We start from the raw sequence: 20,828 nt of genomic DNA, 5'->3' as shown, positions 1-20,828 counted from the left end.
TGACGTACATATGGAAACTACAGCATTTATAGAACCCACGTTAAACAAGTGGCGTTAAGAATCGGCGCAGCCTCGCCAGTTCGGCGCGCACAGACACATACGGAGACAGGGATCGCCATGGCGCCACGCACCTCCCCGAACGCGGGCAAGGGGCTCGAAGAACTGGGTGCGATCCGTCGCGCCAACATGCCGTTGTTCGCCTGGGTCTTCGTGTTCTCGATCTTCGTGAACGCCCTGATGCTGACCGGGCCACTCTACATGTTGCAGGTTTATGACCGGGTCCTGGGCAGCCAGTCGGAAGAGACCCTGCTGGCGCTGTCGGTACTGGTCGCATTTCTGTTTTTGATGATGGGGATCCTGGATTGGGCCCGCGGGCGTGTGTTGGCGCGGGCCGGGGCGCGCATGCAGGACACCCTAGACCAACGGGTGTTTTCGGCGTCGTTGCGCAAATCTTTGCGCCAGGGGCAGACCACGGCGTCGACCGGGTTGCGCGACCTGGAGTCGATGCAGCGACTGTTGTCTTCGCCGGCTCTTCTGGCGGTGTTCGACATTCCGTGGACGCCGCTCTTCGTGGCCGCGATCTTCATGTTTCACCCTTGGCTGGGCTATCTCGCCCTGGTGGGCGGGACATTCCTGATCCTGGTGACGGTGCTGAACCAATGGCTGACAAGTCGCCCGGTCAGCAAGGCGAACGAGGCCTCGGCCCGCGCCGAGATGATGTCGCAGCAACTGGCCGGGGGCGCGGAAACCGTCGAATCGCTCGGCATGCGCGGCGCGGCCTTCACACGCTGGAGCAAGGTGCGCGCGGAGTCCCTGTCGGAGACGCTGACATCCTCGGACCGGACCGGCGGCTTTTCCACCCTGACCAAGACATTCCGGCTGTTCCTGCAATCGGCGATGCTCGGGCTTGGCGCATATCTCGTCCTGCAGGGGCAATTGACCGCCGGGGCGATGATCGCAGGCTCGATCCTGATGGGCCGGGCCCTGGCGCCGATCGAGATGGCGATCGGACAATGGCCGCTGGTGCAGCGGGCGATGAAGGGACGGCGCGACCTGATCGAGTTGCTGGATGCCATCCCGCCCGACCCGGAGCGGACCCCCCTGCCCAAACCGAAGGCGCGGTTGGTGGTGGAGCAGCTGATCGTGGTGCCCCCGGGCGAAGCGCAAGCGGCCCTGCGGAGTGTGAGCTTCACGGTCTCGCCCGGGGAGGCGTGCGGGGTGATCGGGCAATCGGGCGCGGGCAAATCGACCCTGGCGCGGGCGCTGACCGGCATCTGGCCCGTGGCGGGCGGCAAGATCCGGCTCGATGGCGCGGCGCTGGACCAGTTCGGCCCGGATGTGCTGGGCACCCATATCGGCTACCTGCCGCAACAGGTTGTGCTCTTCGACGGCACCATTGCCGAGAACATCGCCCGGCTGGCCCCGCAGCCCGATGCCCAGGCGGTGGTGGATGCCGCCAAGCGTGCGGACGCCCACGAGATGATCCTGAAGCTGCCCAAGGGCTATGACACGATGTTGCTCGGCAGCCAGACCCGGCTTTCAGGCGGGCAGATGCAGCGGATCGGCCTGGCACGCGCACTCTACGGCGATCCGGTGCTGCTGGTGCTGGACGAGCCGAACTCGAACCTCGACAACTCCGGCAGCCAGGCCTTGAATGCGGCCGTGGCGCGGATGAAAAAGGATGGCAAGGCGGTGCTGATCATGGCCCACCGGCCCGCAGCGATCGAGCAATGCGATACGCTTCTGGTGCTGGAGGGCGGCTCGCGCAAGGCTTTCGGGCCACGGGACGAGGTGCTGAAATCCATGGTGTCGAACCACAAGGAAATCCTGAAGAAAGCCGCTGGAGGCGTGTCATGACCGGACCCGCGGCCAAGAAATTTCCCGCCCGGCGGCAGCTCTTGATCGGTGGGATTGCCCTCGCGATCCTGGTCGGCGGCTTCGGCAGCTGGTCGGTGATGGCCAATATCGCCGGCGCGATCATCGCCCCCGGTCAGATCGAGGTGGACCAGAACCGCCAGGTGGTCCAGCACCCTGATGGCGGCGTGGTCCAGCGCATCGCCGTGGACGAGGGCGATACGGTGGCGACCGGCGACCTGCTGATCCAGCTCGATCCGACGCTGTTGCAAACCGACCTCTCGATCGTCGAAGGACAATTGTTCGAACTGATGGCACGGCGGGCGCTGCTCGTGGCCGAGCGCGACGGTCAGGAGGAGGTGATCTTCGACGAGGAACTCCTGCTGGTTTCGGCGACCAGCCCGGAGGTCGCGGATGTCATGGACGGCCAGCGGCGCCTGTTCGAGGCGCGCAACACCTCCGTCGAGACCGAAACCGAACAGCTGACCCGGCGCCGGGCCCAGATCGGCAACCAGATCGAGGGGATCGAGGCCCAGCAGACCGCCCTGACCCAGCAACTCGACCTGATCGAGCAGGAACTTGCGGATCAGCAGAGCCTGCTCGACCGTGGCCTGGCCCAGGCCTCGCGGGTGCTGTCGCTGCAGCGGGAGCAGGCGCGGCTGTTGGGGTCGGTGGGCGAGTTGACCGCCTCCAAGGCTGAGTTCGAGGGGCGGCAGACCGAAATCGACATCGAAATACTGAAACTGTCGACCTCGCGCCGGGAGGAGGCGATTTCCCGGCTGCGCGACACGCAAGCCCAGGAATCGGAACTCAAGCAGCAGCGCCAGGCCTTACGCGAACGGCTCAGCCGTCTCGATATCCGCGCGCCACTCGGGGGGATCGTCTATGACCTGTCGGTTTTTGCCGAACGCTCGGTGATCCGCCCGGCGGAACCGGTGCTCTATATCGTGCCGCAGGACCGGCCCTTGATCATCACAAGCCGGGTCAATCCGATCAACGTGGACGAAGTCTATGTGGGCCAGGAGGTGAACCTGCGGTTTTCGGCCTTCGACCAGCGGCTGACACCGGAGTTGAAGGGCAAGGTCGTGAGCGTCTCGCCGGATGCCTTCGTGGACGAGGCGACCGGCGCATCCTTCTACCGGGTGGAAACCGCGCCGCAGGAAGGCGAGATGGAGAAGCTGGAAGGGCTCGACCTGATCCCCGGCATGCCGGTAGAAGCATTCATCCGCACCGCGGACCGCACGCCGATCGAGTATTTCGTCAAACCGCTGAGCGATTATTTCAACCGCGCCTTCCGGGAAGGCTGAGCGCGGGACAAGAGGGGGAACCATGTCTGGAAAATTCGAAACGCGCCTGGCCGAGCTTGGGGTGAGCTTGCCCGACGCGGCCGCGCCGGCGGCGAACTACGTGCCATTCGTGATCGTCGGGAACATGGTGCATGTCTCCGGGCAACTGCCCGCGGCCGACGGGAACATGGTGCTCGGCAAGCTGGGCGCGGACCTTGACGTCGACGCGGGCGCAGCCGCGGCCAAGCGTTGCGCGATCAATCTGCTGGCCCAAGTCAAGGTGGCCTGCGGCGGGGATCTCGACCGGCTGGAGCGGGTGGTGAAGCTGGTGGGCTTCGTCAACTCGACCCCCGATTTCGAAGATCAGCCCAAGGTGATCAATGGCGCGTCGGATTTCATGGTCGAGGCGCTCGGCGACACCGGACGCCATGCGCGCTCGGCGGTCAGTGCCGCGGCCCTGCCCTTCGGCGTGGCCGTCGAGATCGAGGGCCTGTTCCAGATCCGCCCATGACCCCGCCCCTGCCCCGGGCCTTCGTGACCCGGCCCCTGGCCCATCGCGGGCTCCACGACCCGACAACCGCGCGGATCGAGAACAGTCGTGCGGCCATAGAGGCGGCGATGCAGGCCGGCTACGGCATCGAGATCGACGTGCAATTGACCGCGGATGGCGCGGCGCTGGTCTTCCACGATGCCGAGCTTGACCGGCTGACGGGCGAGACCGGACCTGTGCGGGCGCGCTCCCTCGCGGCGCTGCAGGCGATCCGCCTGCGTGGGGCCGCAGATGGGCCACCGGAACTATCCGAAGTAATGGCCCATGTGGGTGGGCGCGTGCCGCTCCTGATCGAGCTGAAGGATCAGTCCGGCAGTCTTGGCCCCGAGAGCGAGGCGCTGGCCGCGGCGGTCGCGGGCGTGATCGGCGCGGCGACGGACAACATCGCGGTGATGTCGTTCAACCCACACACCGTCCAGCATCTCGCGCGGCTCCTGCCTTCGGTGCCGCGGGGTTTGACGACCATGGACTTCCGCACGGAAAACACGCTCAGCCCCGAACAACAGGTCCGGCTGAACGCCATCGCGACCTTCGACGCGGTCGGTGCGAGCTTCATCAGCCACGATCGTCGCAGCCTCGACATGGACGCGGTGACCCGGCTGCGGCACCGCGGTGTGCCTGTTCTGACCTGGACCATCACCAGCCCGGCGGAGGCGCGCGAGGCCCTGCAGGCTGCCGACAACATCACCTTCGAGGGGTTCCTGCCCCCGCGGCCCGTGCCGGAGGCTTGACCCGCGACGCGCCGGGGCCATTTGTGCAAGGCGACCTTGTGGAGCCTGCGATGATCCCCGACCCCCTGCCCGACCCGGACCGCGCGGCAGCGCGCGAGACCCAGATCGAGATTTCGGTCGTGGGGCGTCTGGACGAGATCGGGGCCGCGGACTGGGACGCCTGCGCCTGCCCGGAGGTCGCGGATGGCGGGCGTCCGGATGATCCTTTCACGACCTATCGGTTTCTGCATGCGCTGGAGGCGTCAGGCTCCATCGGGGCAGGGAGCGGCTGGGGCCCGCGTTACCTGGTGGCGCGCACGGAGGATCAGGTGATCGCGGTCGCACCGCTTTATGCCAAGTCCCACAGCCAGGGCGAGTTCATCTTCGATCACAACTGGGCCCATGCCTATGAGCGGGCAGGCGGGCGGTACTATCCCAAGCTGCAGATCGCGGTCCCTTTTACCCCGGCCACGGGGCGGCGGCTCCTGGTGCGACCAGGTTACGAGGGGATCGGGCAATCGGCACTCGTTCAGGGCGCGGTCCAGGTGGCCGCGGAGGCGGAAGTCAGCTCGCTGCACATTACCTTCTGCACCGAGGCGGAGGCCGAAGCCGGGGCCGCGATGGGGCTCATGCACCGGGTGTCGCAGCAGTTTCACTGGGTGAACCGGGGTTATGCGGATTTCGACGGGTTTCTTGCAGACCTGTCATCGCGCAAGCGCAAGAATATCCGCAAGGAGCGGCAGACGGCCCATGCGTTCGGCGGCGAGATCCAACAGATCACCCGCGACGATTTGCGGCCCGAACACTGGGACGCGTTCTGGGTGTTCTACCAGGACACGGGCGCGCGCAAATGGGGCACACCTTACCTCACGCGGCGTTTTTTCGACATCGCCCAGGAAACCCTGCGCGACGACATGATGCTGGTACTGGCCCATCGCGCGGGGCGGCCCGTGGCCGGGGCGCTGAACTTCGTCGGGCGCGATGCGCTTTACGGGCGCTACTGGGGCTGTGTCGAGGATCACCCCTGCCTGCATTTCGAGGCGTGCTATTACCAGGCGATCGAGTTCGCGATTGCCCATGGTCTCGGCACGGTGGAGGCCGGGGCGCAGGGCGCGCACAAGCTGGCGCGCGGCTACCTGCCGGCACAGACCCATTCGCTGCACTGGGTGCGCGACCAAGGGTTTGCCGAGGCGATCCAGCGTTATCTGGAGGCCGAGAAGGATGCCGTGGGCGAGGAAATCGAAGTGATGACGAGCTATGGCCCGTTCAAGAAAACACTGTCGGAGGATTGATGGCACAGAAACTGGATGACAGCACACGGGACGAGCACCTTGCGCCGTTGATGCGCGCGGGCTGGGAGATGGTCGAGGGGCGCGACGCGATCAAGAAGACCTTCGTGTTCGGCGACTTCACCGAGGCGTTCGCCTTCATGACCGGCACAGCCCTTTGGGCAGAGAAATGGGACCATCACCCGGAATGGAGCAACGTCTACAAGACCGTCGAAGTGACGCTGACCACCCATGACGTGGGCGGTTTGTCGGAGTTGGATATCAAGCTCGCCAGCAAGATGGACAACCTCGCCTAGGCCGCCATCGCGGCATGCGCGCCGCGGCCGATGACCAGCTGTGCTGCGACCGCGGCCTCATGGGCGCGCAACACGCGGCGGGCGCAGGGGCCGAAACCGGCATCAAGGTCTGCCAGCTGCGGGAAAAAGCCCAAGAGCTCGTCTCGCGCGGCATCGCCAAAGCCCGCGAGACCGGCCATGCCGGGATGAAAGCTCTCGCTCGGGATCCCCTCGGCATAGACGATCTCGTGCCGTGCAAATAGCAGGTGGATATAGGTCACGCGCGCGCGTGGCGCCTGTACCACGCTGTGGCCATTGACGAGGTGCAGGGCGGCGGCAAGGACCTCAGCCTCTTCGAAGAGGAGTAAGAGGCGGGGATCCGACAGCAGCATCCGATGCTGGGGGGATACGTAGAGCGGGCGGTCGGATCCGAGCGCGTCGGGCGAGAAGCGGATCGGCGCCAGGGCCTCGCTGCCCGGAAGGGTCCTGCGCCCGACCCAGAGCACGGGCTGCGCCCCGTGATCCCGCGTCTGCACAAGATCCCCGGGGCGCAAGGTTTCGACCGGCACGACTCCTTCGGGGGTCAGGATACGCGTTCCCGCGACGAAACAAGGGGCGGTGATCTGCTTGACAGGCACATCGGTGCTCTCCAGCACCCATTTGCAACCCGTAGACTTGGCATCCTGCAATTGGGTGCCATCGGTGGCCATGAAGACCTGCGACCCGTCTTCGAGGTAGAAGGTCACACCATAGACCCACTGCTCGCCTTCGCCGGAGTCGAAGCCGATCCAGTCGCCGAGATACGAGTCTGTGACTTCCAGGCCGTTGATCATGTCGCCGGGGCCGATATCGCCGTCCTCGTCCTTGTCGACGAGGGACATCTTCATGACGTTCAGCTCCGTGCCCTCGGCCAAATAGTAGGCGTCGTTCGGCCAGCCCAGGCTTGTATAGGTGTGATCTCCGTCAGACTTCGCCACGCAAGACGCCCCGGTTTGGTCATGCCATATGCATGTTCGGGGTTCGTTCTAGTCCGATTACCGTATCGTTCAGGTTAACGCCCCAAGAAAAGAGGCAGCGACATCAGCCGTTTTCGCGCAGCACGGCGCCGGCGAGGTAGAGCGAGCCACAGATCACGACACGCGCGCCGGGATCCTCGGCCGCGATTTGCGCCAGCGCCGCGGCGACATTTGCCGCTTGCAGGCTCGGCAGGCCGAGAGCTGCGGCATGGGCGGCGGTCTCGGCCGCGGTCAGGGTCGCAGCTTCCCCGGGGATGGAGACCGCATGCAGGGCCTTGGCCCGCGCTGCGAGAGGGCGCAGGAAGCCCGCCACGTCCTTGGTCTTGAGCATACCGCAGATCAAATAGGTCGGACGTTCCGGCAGTCCGGCGAGGGTCGCGGCCAGCGCCAAGCCTGCCGCCGGGTTGTGCCCGCCGTCGAGCCAGAGCTCGACCTCCGGCGCGAGCTCCACCAAGGGCCCATGGCGCAGCCGCTGCATCCGCGCGGGCCATTGAGCCTTGGTCAGCGCGGGCTCCGGATCGCCGGTGCCGAGCGCGCGCAGGGCGGCAAGCGCCATGCCTGCATTCTCGATCTGGTGGGGTCCCGGCAGGACCGGCAGGGGGAGGTCCAGAAGCCCGGTTTCGTCCTGGTAGACCAACCGTTCATGCTCCACGCTCACATGCCAGTGCTGCCCATGGGCGCGCAGTGGCGCGCCGACACGGGCGGCGCGATCCTCGATCACCTCCAGCGCGGCGTCCTGTTGTGGGCCGACCACGCAGGTCACGCCGCGTTTCAGGATGCCCGCCTTCTCGCCCGCGATCTCGGGCAGGGTGTCGCCCAAAAACTGCTGGTGATCGTAGGACACCGGCGTGATGACGCAGAGCGCGGGCGTGTCGATCACGTTGGTCGCATCGAGCCGCCCGCCGAGGCCGACCTCCAGCAGGGTCCAGTCGGCGGGCGTGCGGGCGAAGGCCAGAAGGGCCGCGACGGTCGTGATCTCGAAATAGGTGATGGGCGCGCCACCGTTGGCGGTCTCGCATTCCGCCAGAAGGGCGGCGAGATCCGGCTCGGAAATCAGCTCTCCGGCCAGGCGGATGCGCTCGTGAAACCGTGCGAGATGCGGCGAGGTATAAGCGTGACAGGTCTGCCCCGCCCCTTCCAGCCCCGCGCGGATCATCGCCAGCGTCGAGCCCTTGCCATTGGTGCCCGCGATATGGACCACGGGCGGCAAGCGTCGTTCAGGGTGATCGAGCGTCGCCAGCAGGCGCCAGACCCGGTCGAGGGTCAGGTCGATGATCTTGGGGTGAAGCGTCATCAGACGCTCCAGCAGCAGGTCGGAGCCGGGCGCGTTCACCGTGTCACGACCGTCCTGCGCCGGGTTTGTCCTGCGCAGGTGCGCTCGGGGCCGCCTTCTGGGGCTCCGGCGTCGCGGGCGCGGGATCGGGCGCCGGAAGGTCACCGACAATGGCCGGCCCGAGACCCAGCAGCATGCGGGTGATGCGGATCAACTCGTCGCGCAGTTTCATCCGGTGGGTCACCCGATCGAGCATCCCGTGATCCAGCAGGTATTCCGCGCGCTGGAAGCCCTCGGGCAGTTTCTCGCGGATCGTCTGCTCGATCACCCGGGGGCCCGCGAAGCAGATCAGCGCATTGGGCTCGGCGATTTGAACATCGCCCAGCATGGCATAGGATGCGGTCACCCCGCCCGTGGTCGGGTGGGTGAGAACGACGATGTAAGGCAGTCCCGCTTCCTTGAGCATCTGCACGGCCACGGTGGTGCGGGGCATCTGCATCAGGCTGAGAATGCCTTCCTGCATGCGCGCGCCACCCGCAGCCGAAAACAGGATCAACGGACGCTTCAGCGCCACCGCCCGTTCGGCCGCGGCGATGATCGCATTGCCCACATACATCCCCATGGAGCCGCCCATGAAGCTGAAATCCTGGGCCGCGGCGACGATGGGGGTGCGGCCGATCTCGCCTTCGGCTACCAGCATCGCCTCGGGCTCGCCCGTTGCTTTCACGGCGCTCTTCATCCGCTCGGGATACTTCTTCTGATCCTTGAACTGGAGCGGGTCGGCAATGGGTGCGGGCACCTTCACCTCGGAAAACACACCGCCGTCGAACAGCGCCTCGAAGCGCTGGCGCGGGGTGATCGCCATGTGGTGATCGCAGCTGATACAGACGAACAGGTTGTCCGACAGTTCCCGGTGAAACAGCATGGTGCCGCATTCAGGGCATTTGCGCCACAGGTTCTCCGGCACTTCCCGCCGCGAAAACAACGAGTTGATCGTGGGGCGGACGTAGTTGGAAATCCAGTTCATGGGCGCGATTGTCCTGGGGCTATGCCGATTGGGTTCGAGATAATCGCCGCGGCGCGGAAATGCAATCAGCGGGTCACGACCCAGCGGATCGCGAGATAGAAGAGAAGCGTCAGCGCCATGTCCTGCCACAGCAGCACGCTGATCTCGGCGGTGTCCGAAATCGCAAGCTCGGTGGTGTAGAGCGACAGGCCCGGGATCGTGCCCTGCACCGATACCCCGAGGATCGCCATGCAGTTATTGGCGAAATGCATCCCCCAGGCCGCGCCGATATTGCCGGTCAGCCGGGTCAGATCCGCCGCCATCAGCCCGAAGATCCCCGCCGCCAAGGCCACCTGCAAGGCCGTGTCGCCGGCCGTGGTCGGGTCGTAATGAGCCGCGCCGAAGAGAGCACTGGGCAGCAACATCCAGACCAGCGGGCTGGAGAACCGCGCCGCGAGTTGCTGTTGCAGGTAGCCGCGAAAGAGCATCTCTTCCGCGCCGGTCTGCAGCGCGATCATCAGCAGGGCCAGGGGCAGGAACGACACCCAGATGCCCAAAGGCAGGTTTGGCAGGATCTCCATGCCCGGCAGGAAGAGCAGCAGCGAAAGGCCCATGCCCGCCAGGGTGATCACGCTCGCACGACGGAAGTCGCGCGCCGTCTGCTCCCGCGCGCCGATCACGCTCCCGAGAGGCCGGCGGTGGACCAGCCGCAAGCAGGCCCAGAGGCCCAGCACGAGCCCACCAAAGGTCGCCAGCAGCAGGAGCGTCGCCGTGGGTCCGGCAGCGGTCTGCACCCGCAGCAGCCATTGGGCCGCGGCGCCCTCGCCGCCGATCAGCCCGATGGCACCGAAGATCCCCATGAGCGACGCGGCATAGATCCCGATCACCAGGACACATCCCAGCACGAGCCATCCCAGCCCCGCGCGGCGGCGTGCGGGCTCGGTGAAATGGTCGAACTCTGGGGTCCAAAGGGACCGGGAAAGGGACATCGGGCGTCTCCGGGGTTGCGCGCGCGGACGCTAGGGGCTGCGCGGGCAGAGGACAACCGCCATGTTCCGCGCGCCCCTGCGACCGCTTGTACCCGCGAAGCCGAGCGCGTATCAGATGAGCCAGTTGCCAGGAGATCCATGTCATGCTCAAGCGTTCGTTCGACAAGTCCAAGCTGCCCAGCCGTCACGTCACCGAAGGCCCTTCGCGCGCGCCGCATCGGTCCTATTACTATGCCATGGGCATGACCGAGGAAGAGATCCACCAGCCGCTGGTCGGGGTCGCCACATGCTGGAACGAGGCCGCGCCCTGCAACATCGCGCTCAGCCGCCAGGCCCAGGCGGTGAAGATGGGGGTCAAGCAGGCCTCCGGCACGCCACGAGAATTCACCACGATCACCGTGACCGACGGGATCGCCATGGGCCACGAGGGCATGCGGTCCTCGCTGGCCTCCCGCGAGGCGATTGCCGATACGGTCGAATTGACCATGCGCGGCCATTGCTATGACGCGATTGTGGGTCTGGCGGGCTGCGACAAGTCCCTGCCGGGGATGATGATGGCCATGGTGCGGCTCAACGTGCCGTCGGTTTTCATTTATGGCGGCTCGATCCTGCCGGGTCGGTTGAACGGCGAGGACGTGACGGTTCAGGACGTGTTCGAGGCCGTGGGCAAGCACCAGGCCGGGAACTACACCGATGCAGAGCTGGAAGTGCTGGAGCGGGTGGCTTGTCCGTCCGCAGGGGCCTGTGGCGGTCAGTTCACCGCCAATACCATGGCCTGCGTGTCCGAGGCGATCGGTCTGGCGCTGCCGAATTCCGCGGGCGCACCCGCGCCCTACGAGAGCCGCGACCAGTATGGCGAGGCGTCGGGCCGCGCGGTCATGGACCTGATCGAGAAAGGCATCCGCGCGCGGGACATCGTGACCCGGAAGTCGCTGGAGAATGCCGCGCGGATCGTGGCCTGCACCGGCGGGTCGACGAATGCCGGTCTGCACCTGCCTGCGATTGCCCATGAGGCCGGGATCGAATTCACCTTGCAGGATGTCTGCGACATCTTCCGAGACACGCCCTATTTCGTGGACCTCAAGCCGGGCGGCAAATACGTTGCCAAGGACATGTACGAAGCGGGCGGCGTGCCCGTGGTGATGCGCGAGCTGCGCCGCGCGGGCCTGATCCACGAGGATTGCATGACCGTGACCGGCTATTCCATCGGCGAGGAGCTCGACAAGGTCACGCTCGAAGCCGATGGCCGGGTGATCTATCCGGTCGACACGCCGCTCTCGACCACGGGCGGGGTTGTCGGTCTCGAGGGTAACCTGGCGCCCGAAGGTGCCATCGTGAAGATCGCGGGCATGAGCGACGACCAGTTGGTCTTCACCGGCCCGGCGCGCGTGTTCGAATGCGAAGAGGACGCCTTCGAGGCGGTTCAGAACCGCGCTTACGCGGAAGGCGACGTCTTCGTGATCCGCAACGAGGGTCCCGCAGGCGGTCCCGGCATGCGCGAGATGCTGGCCACCACGGCGGCGCTCTCGGGTCAGGGCATGGGCAAGAAGGTGGCGCTGATCACCGATGGCCGGTTCTCCGGGGCCACGCGCGGCTTCTGCGTCGGCCATGTGGGCCCCGAAGCGGCCCATGGCGGCCCCATCGCGATGCTCAAGGACGGCGACATGATCACCATCGACGCGCTGAAGGGCGAGCTGTCCGTCGCGCTGAGCGAGGATGAGCTTGCCGCGCGAAAAGATGCCTGGAGCGGCCCGCGGGAGACGATCTATGCCTCGGGTGCGTTGTGGAAATATGCGCAGCTGGTTGGCGGCGCACGCCTGGGGGCAGTCACCCATCCCGGAGCCAAGGATGAAAAACACATCTACGCCGATCTCTGAAATCGGGGGCCGCATGCTGGCGGGGCTTGCCCTGCTGGCGCTCGCGGGCTGCGCGGAGTTGGACGGGCTCGGACTGGCCGGCGGGCCGGTTCCGCCGGAGGCAACCGTCACCGTCTCGCGCAGCGCCGTGACGATCTCGGGCCCACGGGGGTTCTGCGTGGACCCATCCGCGACCAAGGATCGGGATGGGCAGGCCTTCGTGCTGCTGGGCAATTGCGCCGCGATCACCCGGTCGGGGGCGGCGCCTCAGCCGCGCATCCGCGCACTCCTGACCGCGGCGGTCCGGGAGACCCAGGCGATCGAAGTCGCCGAGCAAGCCCCTTTGCTGGAAGCCTTTCTGCGCTCCGACAACGGTCGGGCCATGCTGAGCCGGGAGAGCGATCCCGCAACCGTCGATATCCTGGAAAGCTTCCAGCAGGGCGATGTGCTCTATGTCCATGCCCGAGATGACAGCGAAGGCTATGCGCCTGGCATGTCCTCCGACCACTGGCGCGCGATCTTCGATCTGGACGGGCGCGTGGTCTCCGTGGCCGTGCTTGGCTTCGAGGCCAATCCCCTGTCGCGGGCAGAGGGCTTGCGCGCCGTGCGGGAGTTTGCCGCGCGAATCCAGAGGGATAATCCGGCGCTGTGACGCCGATACCCTTAACCGTATTTCAAAACGCTTGTTGCATGACGGATCGGGCGTAGGATTTCGCGGGCGTGTCACCTTCGAGCTGACAGTGCGCCCTCAAGGAAACAGGGAGACCGCAATGATGTTGCGCCGGTTGAACGCGTGGATGTCAGGCGGCGGCGAGCGGGCCGCCCCTCCGGAATGGCAGGACGTGATGGCGCCGCCCGCCGGGTGCGACCGCAGTGTCGAGGTGCAGCAGCGCGATGCCGCCCGCCGCGCCCGCGCCCGGGCCGATGCGGAGGCCCGCGAGGCCGAGGCCCGGTTGCGGCAGACCCAGCGCCCACGGCCCGACTTGCCCACGGGGGCTGTCTGGGCCCAGCGCCCGACGGCCTGGCACCAAGCGACGGAAGATCCGATCCGCATCGGCCCGGCCAACGGCACCCGGATCACACCGGACCTGACGCTGTTTCACGACTGCCCGAAGGCCGAAATGATCCTGCGCCAGTCCCTCGCACCGGCCAGCGCCCCCGCGCCCTTCGCGCTGATCCTCGACACCCTGCATTTCGAAGGCAGCTTCCTGTCCCTGGTGACCGGCCTGCCGGACAGCGAAGCCGCCGCGCTCAGCGACCGCGACGTTCTGCGGATCGAGTTGAGGCTGGAGGCTTCGGCGCCGACGAAGCTTTATGGTCGTCTGAACATGGAGCAGGGGCCGAACACCGCCCAGATGCTGTCGGAATTCTCTGCGCCCGAAAGTGGAACATGTCATGCCGCCTTCGATCTGGCCTATGGCGATTTGCGCGCGCAGCCGGTAGATCATGCGTGGATCGACCTGATCGTGGAGCGCCCGGCCATGTTGCGGCTGACCTTGCATGACGTCCTGCTGTCCCGATATCCGCGGGCGGAAATGTGACCGAGACCGCATCGGGCGCAGGCCCGACCCCGTTCGAACTTGTGAAGACCCGGTTTCAGGGCGGGCTGTGGGAAGGCCGTCTTACGGCACGTGCGCAGGTCGCCGGGGCGCCCGCCCTGCGGCTGATCCAGGACGGGACCGATCACCCGGCCCCGAGGGTCACGGCCGTGGCGGGCGCGCCCAACGCCTGGGACGTGAGGTTCGCCATCCCCGTCTCGGCCCTTGGCGAGGGGGTCAGCGTGTTCCTGGTAACCGATGCGGAAACGGGCGCCGTGCTGGCCCGTGTGCCCCTGCTCGCCGGGGAGGACCTGGCCGATGACCTGCGCGCGGAAGTCGCCCTGCTGCGCGCGGAGTTGGATCAGTTGCGCGGGGCTTTCCAGACCGCGATGCGGGCGCGACTGCCCAATGACTGACAGCCGCCCTCGGGCGCGGATCGACTGACGCAGCGTAGCGGATGACAAGCCGCGCGGGCGGCGGCAGTCTGCGCGCCACATCCAACGCCACCGGAGACACGCCATGACCGCCTATCCGAACCTGCTGCGCCCGTTGGAGCTTGGCCATACGACCCTGCGCAACCGGGTGTTGATGGGGTCCATGCATACCGGGCTGGAAGAGACGCGGGATTGGAACCGGGTGGCCGAGTTCTATGCCGCCCGGGCGCGGGGCGGCGCGGCGCTGATGGTCACTGGCGGCATGGCACCGAACCCGGAAGGCGGCGTGTTTCCGGGTGCCGCGGGGCTCTATACGCCGGAGGACATCGCCAATCATCGGGTGGTGACGGACCGGGTTCATGACGCGGACGGCAAGATCGCGATGCAGATCCTGCATGCGGGGCGATATGCCTACAGCCCCGATTGCGTTGCGCCCTCGGCGGTGAAATCCCCGATTTCGCCCTTCGCACCACGCGAACTGGACGAGGCTGGCATCGAAAAGCAGATCGCCGATATCGTCACTGCGGCCGCCCGGGCGCGCGAAGCCGGCTATGACGGGGTGGAGGTGATGGGATCTGAGGGATATTTCCTCAATCAGTTTCTCGTCACCCACACCAACCGGCGCGAGGACCGTTGGGGCGGGCCCTACGAGAACCGGATGCGCCTGCCGGTGGAAGTCGTCCGGAGGGTACGCGCGGCGGTGGGCGACGATTTCATCGTGATCTACCGGCTGAGCATGATCGACCTGATCCCGAACGGGTCCACCTGGGACGAGGTGGTGCAACTAGCCCACGCGATTGAGGGCGCGGGCGCGTCGATCCTGAACACCGGGATCGGCTGGCACGAGGCGCGGATCCCGACCATCGCCACTTCGGTGCCGCGCAAGGCGTTTGCCTGGGTGACGCGCAAGCTGATGGGCGAGGTCGGCATCCCCGTGATCACCTCGAATCGGATCAACACGCCGGAAATCGCGGAAGAGGTACTTGCCGAGGGTTGCGCCGACATGGTGTCGATGGCGCGACCCTTCCTCGCGGATCCGGATTTCGTGGCCAAGGCCGCAGCCGGGCGCGCGGCGACCATCGCGCCCTGCATCGCCTGCAACCAGGCCTGCCTCGATCATACGTTTTCCGGCAAGCTCAGTTCCTGCCTGGTGAACCCGCGCGCCTGCCACGAGACCGAGCTGCGCTATGAACCGACCGAGACCCCGCGCCGGATCGCCGTTGTGGGCGCCGGTCCCGGCGGGCTGTCGGCGGCCCTGGTCGCGGCGGAGCGGGGCCATGCGGTCACGCTTTTTGACCGGGCGGACCGGATCGGCGGACAGCTCAACATGGCGCGCCAGATCCCCGGCAAGGAGGAATTCCACGGCCTCGTGGACTGGTACGAGACCATGGTGGCCGAGCGCGGCATTGCCTTGCGCCTGAACACGGACGCCACACCCGAGACCGTCGCGGGCTTCGACGAGGTGATCGTCGCCACGGGTGTGCTGCCCCGTGACCCTGGCATCCCCGGGCAGGACGCCCCCAACGTGCTGTCCTATATCGACGTGTTGCGCCGCAAGGCACCGGTCGGAGACCGAGTGGCAATCGTCGGCGCCGGGGGCATCGGCTTCGACGTGGCGGAATACCTGGCCCATGAAGGCGAGAGCCCGACCGAGGTTCCCGAGCTTTGGCGCCGGGAGTGGGGCGTCGCGGACCCCGAGGACATTCGCGGCGGCCTCGCCGCCGAGGGGCCGCAACCCACTCCGAGCCCCCGACAGATCACCCTGCTGCAACGCAAGGCAGAGAAACTCGGCAAGCGACTGGGCAAGACCACGGGCTGGATCCACCGCGCCAGTTTGCAGATGAAGGGTGTCAGGATGCTCGGCGGGGTGCAGTACGAAGGGATCGGTCCGGAGGGACTGCGCATCCTGCGGGACGGAACCCCGGAAACCCTGGAGGTGGACACCATCGTGCTCTGCGCCGGGCAGGTGCCTGAACGCAGCCTCGCCGATGCACTGAGCGCGCGCGGTGTTCCAGTCCACGTGATCGGCGGCGCGGATGTGGCCTCCGAACTCGATGCGAAACGGGCCATCGACCAGGGCGCGAGGCTGGCGGCGGCACTCTGAATGGAACAGGAGCCTCTCCCGGCTCGTTGACCATATGTATGGACACGAGACGGGAGACCGACATGACCGAAATCACCAAGGCACGCATTCTCATCATCGCCACCCACGGCTTCGAGCAATCGGAACTGGAGGTGCCCCGGGACAAGCTGCGCGATGCCGGGGCACAGGTCCATGTGGCCAGCCCCGACGGCAACGAAATCAAGGGGTGGGACGGCGACGGCTGGGGCCGGATGGCCGAGGTCGACCTGCGGATCGAGGACGCGGACTCCACCCAATATGACGCGCTGGTGCTGCCCGGCGGGCAGATCAACCCGGACATCCTGCGCCTTGACCCGGCGGCTATTGCCCTGATCCAGGCGTTCCGCGACCGGGACCGGCCCGTTGCCGCGATTTGCCACGCGCCCTGGCTGCTGATCGAGGCGGGGCTGGTGGCCGGGCGCGAGGTGACCTCCTGGCCCTCCTTGCGCACGGATCTGGCCAATGCCGGGGCACAGGTGGTGGATGTGCCCGTGGCGCGCGACCGCGGGCTGATCACATCGCGAAATCCCGATGATTTCGACGCCTTCGTCGCAGCGATCATCGAAGAGGTAGAGAAGGGTCAGATTCGGGCTGACGCAGCCTGACCCGTTGATCTTCTGTTCGCCGGATTACTTTGAACCGGCGAACAAAACCCCTTTGCTTTCCCGATAATGTCCGCTGTTTGGCCCAATCCTGCCTGAATTGTCGCTGATACCTGACCAGTGTGTTGCCAGGTGTCAGGATAGTGAAATGGATCGACTTACGGAAATGGAAGCCTTCGCCACGGTGGTGGACCAGGGCGGGTTCACGGACGCGGCGCGCAAGATGGGGATCTCGAAATCCGCCGTGTCGAAGCATGTCTCTTCTCTGGAGGCCCGCCTCGGTGCGCGGCTTCTCAACCGGACCACCCGGCGCGTCAGCCCCACGGAAATCGGGCTGGCCTATTACGACCGGGCCCGGCATGTTCTGAACGACGCGGGCGAGGCGGATGCCATGGTCAATGCCATGCAATCGGAACCCAACGGTCTTCTGCGGATCTCGGTTGCCACGGATTTCGGAGTGAAGCACCTGTCGCCGGTCCTCGCCGGGTTCTTGCACCAGTTTCCCGAAATTCAGATCAACATGGTGCTGAACAACCGCTACGTGGAGCTGATCTCTGAAGGCTTCGACCTCGCCCTGCGGGTGGGCGATCTGGAGGACAGCACCTTGCGCGCGCGCAAGCTGGCCACCACGTCGAAGCGGATGATCGCGGCACCCAGCTATCTTGAGAAATTCGGACATCCCAAGCGGATCGACGATCTGAGCGATCACAAGCTGTTGCATTACTCGAACCAGTCATCGGGGAACCTGTGGAAGATCACAGCACCATCCGGCGAAAAACGGCAGGTGCGGACTGGGGGATGGTTGACGGTCAATGACGGGCAATCCCTGCTGAACGCGGCCAAAACCGGGCTGGGGATCGCATATCTTCCGAGTTTCCTGTTCGAAGACGCCTTGGGTCGTGGCGATGTGGTCGAGGTGCTGCCCGACCTGCCCTATGACGATCTGGGCATCTATGCGGTCTATCCGCCGGGCCGGTTCACCCAGCCCAAGGTCCGAGCCTTCATCGACTTCCTCGTGCGCGAATTCTCGGCTGAAAAACAGGCGATGTCGGCCTGAGCGCGGCTCAGGGTTGGGTCAGCACCGCCTCGACCCGCCGGTTGGCGCGCCGACCTTCCTCGGTCCGGTTGGTGGCGCGCGGGGCGAGGTATCCGACCCCTTCGGCCCGCAATCGCTCCGACGCGACGCCGTAGTCCGCTACCAACCGGTCGCGCACAGCCTCGGCCCGCCGCATGGACAGGGCCAGATTCGCGTCAATGGAGCCCTCGGCATCGGTATGGCCGACCAAGGCGATCACCAGATCCGGGTTTTCGGTCAGAAACCCTGCCAGCGCGGTCAGGGACGGGTATTGCCCGTTTTCCAGCGTGGCATTGCCCGTGGCAAAACGCAGATCCTCCAACACCACGCGACCCTGGGACAGAAGCAGGTCGGCCAGCGGGCGCGCGATGTCTCCGGACCGGGCCAGGGCGGCCCCCGGGACTTGTGCGTCCGGGGTCGTGTCCAGATCGAGCGCGATCTCCGCCGGGGTGATCTCGGTCAGTTGCACATAGCCCAGGCTTCGAGTTTCGCTGACCAGGATTACTGCGTAATGGCCGGTGCCACTATTCCGCGCGCTCAGGTAGCCGTAGCGCCCGAGATCGACCATCATCTGCGGAGGGCCGACATCCTCCACCGCGAAGCGGAAATCGTAGCCGCCGCAGCCACGCGCCGTACAATCCAGCAGCACTTCGTACCCGGCCTCTTCCAACTGCGCGCGAAGGCTCGCCAACAAAACAGCGAGCGTTTGAGGCGGCGACAGGTGCCAGACCCGGTGGCGCAGCGTGCCCTCGACCTGCCGCAACGGAACGGTGCCCGCCTTGGCCGGACCCGTGGGCAAGGCGTAGCGGGCCGCCGGGACGCTGGCGTCATGGGCCTGCATCGCGCCATCCGGCAAGGCCAGCTCCAGCGCATGGGCGCTTCCGGCAAGCCAGGCCAGGGCGAGCCCGGCCCAGAGCTTCACCGATGGGCCCCGTGGTATTCCGGGTTCGGGCGCATATCGACGCCGGAGGCCAGGCGATTGGTCATGTTGAAAAACCCGGTTACGGCAGAGATGTCCCAGATGTCCCGATCGGTGAACCCATGCTCCCGGAGCCGGGCACGGTCAGTCTCGGTCACCTTGGCGCTGGCCTCGGTCAGGGCCACGGCATAGTCGAGCATCGCCATGGTCCGTGGCGACAGGTTGGCGACGCGGTAGTTCATCACCATCTGCTCGCCCAGTTCGGGGTTCCCCGACAGCTCCCGCACCGCCGCGCCGTGGGCCACCTGGCAGTAATAGCAGCGGTTGACCGACGAGACGACGACCGCGATCAGTTCACGCTCCAGCTTGGTCAGGCCCGACTCCGCCAGCATCAGGTCGTTATAGAGAGCGGCGAAAGTGTTGAGCTTGTCGATATCGAAGGCATAGGCGCGCAGGACATTGGGCACGAGACCAAGCTTCTCTTCGCAGATCGCGAAATACTTGGCGGTCTCGGGGGGCAACGGATCCACCTGCGGCAGGTTGAGCGCGGTCACAAGGTCAGGTGTATCGGTCACGGCGTCTCCGTCCAGTTGGGGTCTCGGCGATAGTGGTAGTGTTCCACAGGGACCATCCCGAGGGAAGTGAAGACACCTTGCGAGGCGGCGTTGTCGGCCACGGTCAGGATGGCAAAACGCGTGGCATCGTGCCGGCGTGCCCAATCCGCGCCGCCGCGTGCCATGTTGCGGGCGGTGCCCAAACGACGGAGGGCGGGGGCGACCTCCACCGCATGCATCACGGCGATGCCGGCATGGATGGCGACGAAGGCGCAGCCCGCAGCACGGTCCTTCACGCGCCCCAGGATCGCGGTTTTCGGATCGCAGGACCCGGCCATGATCGCCAGACGCTCGGGGCCGATGCCGCCCTCAGCCCAGATCTCCTGCATGATCTGCAGCGGGGGCCAGATGGGAAAGGCGCTGACCGGGGGCGGGCCGTCCCGGGCCACGGTGTCGATGGGGGCCTCCATCACGATGACCGGGTCGTTGACCTCGTATCCCGCGGCCTCCAGCGCCGAATCGAACGCACGCTGGGCGCCGCGCACCATGAAGAGCGGGCGCTGGCCGAGTGCGCGCATGGCCTGGGCGGCGGCGGCGATCTCGGCGGGCTTGGGCACCTGGTCGGTGGTGGCGGCCGAGACCCGCTGGCCCCCGCCCTGCCCTTCGCGCAGGGTGAAGGGGCCCACCCGATGCAGCCGGGGTGCCGCCCAAGTGGCGTCAATCGCGTCCCAGATCCCGCTCATGCAGCATCCGGAAAGGTCACCCGCAGCGCCGCGACCGCCTTGGCAAGCGCGGACGCATCCGTCCCGCGCACCACGACATTCGCGCCGAAGACGCCATCCTTGATAAACGGGTACGACCCGAAGGAGAGGTCGGGGAACTCCGCCGCGAGCGCGCCAAGTGGCCCTGCAATCTCGCCCTCGGGACGGATCACGCGCAGGCTTTCGGACAGGACCGGCGCGCCGCCTGTCAGCGTGGGCAGGATCGAGGCGACCATGGCGCGGAAGACCGACGGCACCCCGGCCATCACGTGCACATTGCCCAGGGTGAAGCCGGGCGCAGCACTGACCGGGTTGTCGATCAGGGTCGCGCCCTCGGGGATACGCGCCATCCGCAACCGCGCCGCGTTCAGCTCGGTCCCGGATTTGGCGTAATGCGCGGCCAGCAGCGCACGGGCATCCTCGCGCACGTCTATGGGCGCATCGAAGGCGGCTGCCACCGCGTCGGCGGTGATATCGTCATGGGTCGGCCCGATCCCGCCGGACGTGAACACATGGGTGTATCGCCTGCTCAGCTCCCGCACGGTGGCGGTGATGGTCGCGGCCTCGTCCGAGATCACCCGCGCCTCGGTCAGCGGGATGCCCTTGGCCGTCAGCTCCCCGGCCAGATGATGCATGTTCTTGTCCTGGGTGCGCCCGGACAGGATTTCGTCGCCGATGACGATCATCGCTGCTGTCGGTGTTGCCATGGCCTTACGTCC

At 66.5% G+C, this 20,828-nt stretch carries 21 protein-coding genes; 13 read left to right on the top strand and 8 right to left on the bottom strand.

All coding sequences use genetic code 11. From position 1 onward, the window contains the following. The first annotated feature begins 117 nt into the window (after window positions 1-117). From DSHI_RS00690 to DSHI_RS00665, 6 genes are read left to right on the top strand one after another with little or no spacing between them, the layout of a single operon-like run. The gene (locus DSHI_RS00690) at window positions 118-1,857 is read left to right on the top strand and encodes a type I secretion system permease/ATPase (protein WP_012176821.1); all 1,740 of its coding nucleotides are present in this window, start codon (window positions 118-120) and stop codon (window positions 1,855-1,857) included. Then, window positions 1,854-3,161 (top strand): HlyD family type I secretion periplasmic adaptor subunit, encoded by a 1,308-nt coding sequence (locus DSHI_RS00685; protein WP_012176820.1) that lies wholly within the window; start codon window positions 1,854-1,856, stop codon window positions 3,159-3,161. The genes DSHI_RS00690 and DSHI_RS00685 overlap by 4 nt, the downstream gene beginning before the upstream one ends. 22 nt (window positions 3,162-3,183) lie before the next feature. Further along, window positions 3,184-3,651 carry a RidA family protein gene (locus DSHI_RS00680; protein ID WP_012176819.1) on the top strand — a complete coding sequence of 156 codons (468 nt, stop codon included), beginning with the start codon at window positions 3,184-3,186 and terminating at the stop codon, window positions 3,649-3,651. Further along, on the top strand, window positions 3,648-4,421 hold the full coding sequence (locus tag DSHI_RS00675) for a glycerophosphodiester phosphodiesterase family protein (protein WP_012176818.1): 774 nt from the start codon (window positions 3,648-3,650) through the stop codon (window positions 4,419-4,421). The genes DSHI_RS00680 and DSHI_RS00675 overlap by 4 nt, the downstream gene beginning before the upstream one ends. A 50-nt stretch (window positions 4,422-4,471) precedes the next feature. After that, on the top strand, window positions 4,472-5,692 hold the full coding sequence (locus DSHI_RS00670; protein ID WP_012176817.1) for a GNAT family N-acetyltransferase: 1,221 nt from the start codon (window positions 4,472-4,474) through the stop codon (window positions 5,690-5,692). Further along, a complete protein-coding gene (locus DSHI_RS00665; RefSeq protein WP_012176816.1) occupies window positions 5,692-5,985 on the top strand; it encodes a 4a-hydroxytetrahydrobiopterin dehydratase in 294 nt (97 codons plus the stop codon). The genes DSHI_RS00670 and DSHI_RS00665 overlap by 1 nt, the downstream gene beginning before the upstream one ends. Here DSHI_RS00665 and DSHI_RS21215 read toward each other — a convergent pair. The 4 genes from DSHI_RS21215 to DSHI_RS00645 form a co-directional block, all read right to left on the bottom strand. After that, window positions 5,982-6,941 carry a Hint domain-containing protein gene (locus tag DSHI_RS21215; RefSeq protein ID WP_012176815.1) on the bottom strand — a complete coding sequence of 320 codons (960 nt, stop codon included), beginning with the start codon at window positions 6,939-6,941 and terminating at the stop codon, window positions 5,982-5,984. The two genes, DSHI_RS00665 and DSHI_RS21215, sit on opposite strands and share 4 nt — an antisense overlap. Before the next feature lie 103 nt (window positions 6,942-7,044). Further along, window positions 7,045-8,313 (bottom strand): bifunctional folylpolyglutamate synthase/dihydrofolate synthase, encoded by a 1,269-nt coding sequence (locus tag DSHI_RS00655; RefSeq protein WP_012176814.1) that lies wholly within the window; start codon window positions 8,311-8,313, stop codon window positions 7,045-7,047. Window positions 8,314-8,317: 4 nt separating this feature from the next. After that, window positions 8,318-9,280 carry an acetyl-CoA carboxylase, carboxyltransferase subunit beta gene (gene accD, locus DSHI_RS00650; protein ID WP_012176813.1) on the bottom strand — a complete coding sequence of 321 codons (963 nt, stop codon included), beginning with the start codon at window positions 9,278-9,280 and terminating at the stop codon, window positions 8,318-8,320. A 65-nt stretch (window positions 9,281-9,345) separates the two neighbouring features. Then, the gene (locus DSHI_RS00645) at window positions 9,346-10,248 is read right to left on the bottom strand and encodes a CPBP family intramembrane glutamic endopeptidase (protein WP_012176812.1); all 903 of its coding nucleotides are present in this window, start codon (window positions 10,246-10,248) and stop codon (window positions 9,346-9,348) included. A gap of 143 nt (window positions 10,249-10,391) precedes the next feature. On the opposite strand from DSHI_RS00645, the gene ilvD reads away from it, so the two are divergent. From ilvD to DSHI_RS00610, 7 genes are all read left to right on the top strand, one after another. Beyond that, window positions 10,392-12,125: a dihydroxy-acid dehydratase gene (ilvD, locus tag DSHI_RS00640; RefSeq protein WP_012176811.1), complete on the top strand. Its 1,734-nt coding sequence runs from the start codon at window positions 10,392-10,394 to the stop codon at window positions 12,123-12,125. Further along, window positions 12,097-12,756 (top strand): hypothetical protein, encoded by a 660-nt coding sequence (locus DSHI_RS00635; RefSeq protein WP_012176810.1) that lies wholly within the window; start codon window positions 12,097-12,099, stop codon window positions 12,754-12,756. Before ilvD ends, DSHI_RS00635 begins: the two co-directional genes overlap by 29 nt. Window positions 12,757-12,874: 118 nt before the next feature. Continuing rightward, complete coding sequence (locus DSHI_RS21210) at window positions 12,875-13,645, top strand: DUF6478 family protein (RefSeq protein ID WP_012176809.1); 771 nt, start codon at window positions 12,875-12,877, stop codon at window positions 13,643-13,645. After that, window positions 13,642-14,058 carry a hypothetical protein gene (locus DSHI_RS00625; protein ID WP_012176808.1) on the top strand — a complete coding sequence of 139 codons (417 nt, stop codon included), beginning with the start codon at window positions 13,642-13,644 and terminating at the stop codon, window positions 14,056-14,058. Before DSHI_RS21210 ends, DSHI_RS00625 begins: the two co-directional genes overlap by 4 nt. Before the next feature lie 103 nt (window positions 14,059-14,161). Beyond that, window positions 14,162-16,180: an oxidoreductase gene (locus DSHI_RS00620; RefSeq protein WP_012176807.1), complete on the top strand. Its 2,019-nt coding sequence runs from the start codon at window positions 14,162-14,164 to the stop codon at window positions 16,178-16,180. Window positions 16,181-16,242: 62 nt separating this feature from the next. Then, window positions 16,243-16,803, top strand: a complete 561-nt coding sequence (locus DSHI_RS00615; RefSeq protein ID WP_044028171.1) for a type 1 glutamine amidotransferase domain-containing protein — start codon at window positions 16,243-16,245, stop codon at window positions 16,801-16,803. Window positions 16,804-16,948: 145 nt separating this feature from the next. Then, window positions 16,949-17,857: a LysR family transcriptional regulator gene (locus tag DSHI_RS00610; RefSeq protein WP_012176805.1), complete on the top strand. Its 909-nt coding sequence runs from the start codon at window positions 16,949-16,951 to the stop codon at window positions 17,855-17,857. 7 nt (window positions 17,858-17,864) lie between these two features. Here the strand turns inward: DSHI_RS00610 and DSHI_RS00605 are convergent, their stop codons facing one another. From DSHI_RS00605 to DSHI_RS00590, 4 genes are read right to left on the bottom strand one after another with little or no spacing between them, the layout of a single operon-like run. Further along, window positions 17,865-18,797, bottom strand: a complete 933-nt coding sequence (locus DSHI_RS00605) for an OmpA family protein (protein ID WP_012176804.1) — start codon at window positions 18,795-18,797, stop codon at window positions 17,865-17,867. Further along, entirely contained in the window at window positions 18,794-19,369 is a 576-nt protein-coding gene (locus tag DSHI_RS00600; protein ID WP_012176803.1) for a peroxidase-related enzyme, read from the bottom strand. The genes DSHI_RS00605 and DSHI_RS00600 overlap by 4 nt, the downstream gene beginning before the upstream one ends. Continuing rightward, window positions 19,366-20,091: a GNAT family N-acetyltransferase gene (locus tag DSHI_RS00595; RefSeq protein WP_012176802.1), complete on the bottom strand. Its 726-nt coding sequence runs from the start codon at window positions 20,089-20,091 to the stop codon at window positions 19,366-19,368. Before DSHI_RS00595 ends, DSHI_RS00600 begins: the two co-directional genes overlap by 4 nt. Further along, complete coding sequence (locus DSHI_RS00590) at window positions 20,088-20,816, bottom strand: competence/damage-inducible protein A (RefSeq protein WP_012176801.1); 729 nt, start codon at window positions 20,814-20,816, stop codon at window positions 20,088-20,090. Before DSHI_RS00590 ends, DSHI_RS00595 begins: the two co-directional genes overlap by 4 nt. Between the last annotated feature and the right edge of the window lie 12 nt (window positions 20,817-20,828).

Source organism: Dinoroseobacter shibae DFL 12 = DSM 16493 (assembly GCF_000018145.1).
In the GTDB taxonomy this organism is placed as follows: Bacteria; Pseudomonadota; Alphaproteobacteria; order Rhodobacterales; family Rhodobacteraceae; genus Dinoroseobacter; species Dinoroseobacter shibae.
Note: the sequence above shows the minus strand (reverse complement) of the source record. Positions and strands in the feature narration are given on the sequence as shown.

Coding starts and splice junctions, on each gene's coding strand:
- DSHI_RS00690 (WP_012176821.1), top strand. CDS start 118: ATGGCGCCACGCACCTCCCCGAACGCGGGCAAGGGGCTCGAAGAACTG.
- DSHI_RS00685 (WP_012176820.1), top strand. CDS start 1,854: ATGACCGGACCCGCGGCCAAGAAATTTCCCGCCCGGCGGCAGCTCTTG.
- DSHI_RS00680 (WP_012176819.1), top strand. CDS start 3,184: ATGTCTGGAAAATTCGAAACGCGCCTGGCCGAGCTTGGGGTGAGCTTG.
- DSHI_RS00675 (WP_012176818.1), top strand. CDS start 3,648: ATGACCCCGCCCCTGCCCCGGGCCTTCGTGACCCGGCCCCTGGCCCAT.
- DSHI_RS00670 (WP_012176817.1), top strand. CDS start 4,472: ATGATCCCCGACCCCCTGCCCGACCCGGACCGCGCGGCAGCGCGCGAG.
- DSHI_RS00665 (WP_012176816.1), top strand. CDS start 5,692: ATGGCACAGAAACTGGATGACAGCACACGGGACGAGCACCTTGCGCCG.
- accD (WP_012176813.1), bottom strand. CDS start 9,280: ATGAACTGGATTTCCAACTACGTCCGCCCCACGATCAACTCGTTGTTT.
- DSHI_RS00645 (WP_012176812.1), bottom strand. CDS start 10,248: ATGTCCCTTTCCCGGTCCCTTTGGACCCCAGAGTTCGACCATTTCACC.
- ilvD (WP_012176811.1), top strand. CDS start 10,392: ATGCTCAAGCGTTCGTTCGACAAGTCCAAGCTGCCCAGCCGTCACGTC.
- DSHI_RS00635 (WP_012176810.1), top strand. CDS start 12,097: ATGAAAAACACATCTACGCCGATCTCTGAAATCGGGGGCCGCATGCTG.
- DSHI_RS21210 (WP_012176809.1), top strand. CDS start 12,875: ATGATGTTGCGCCGGTTGAACGCGTGGATGTCAGGCGGCGGCGAGCGG.
- DSHI_RS00620 (WP_012176807.1), top strand. CDS start 14,162: ATGACCGCCTATCCGAACCTGCTGCGCCCGTTGGAGCTTGGCCATACG.
- DSHI_RS00615 (WP_044028171.1), top strand. CDS start 16,243: ATGACCGAAATCACCAAGGCACGCATTCTCATCATCGCCACCCACGGC.
- DSHI_RS00610 (WP_012176805.1), top strand. CDS start 16,949: ATGGATCGACTTACGGAAATGGAAGCCTTCGCCACGGTGGTGGACCAG.
- DSHI_RS00595 (WP_012176802.1), bottom strand. CDS start 20,091: ATGAGCGGGATCTGGGACGCGATTGACGCCACTTGGGCGGCACCCCGG.
- DSHI_RS00590 (WP_012176801.1), bottom strand. CDS start 20,816: ATGGCAACACCGACAGCAGCGATGATCGTCATCGGCGACGAAATCCTG.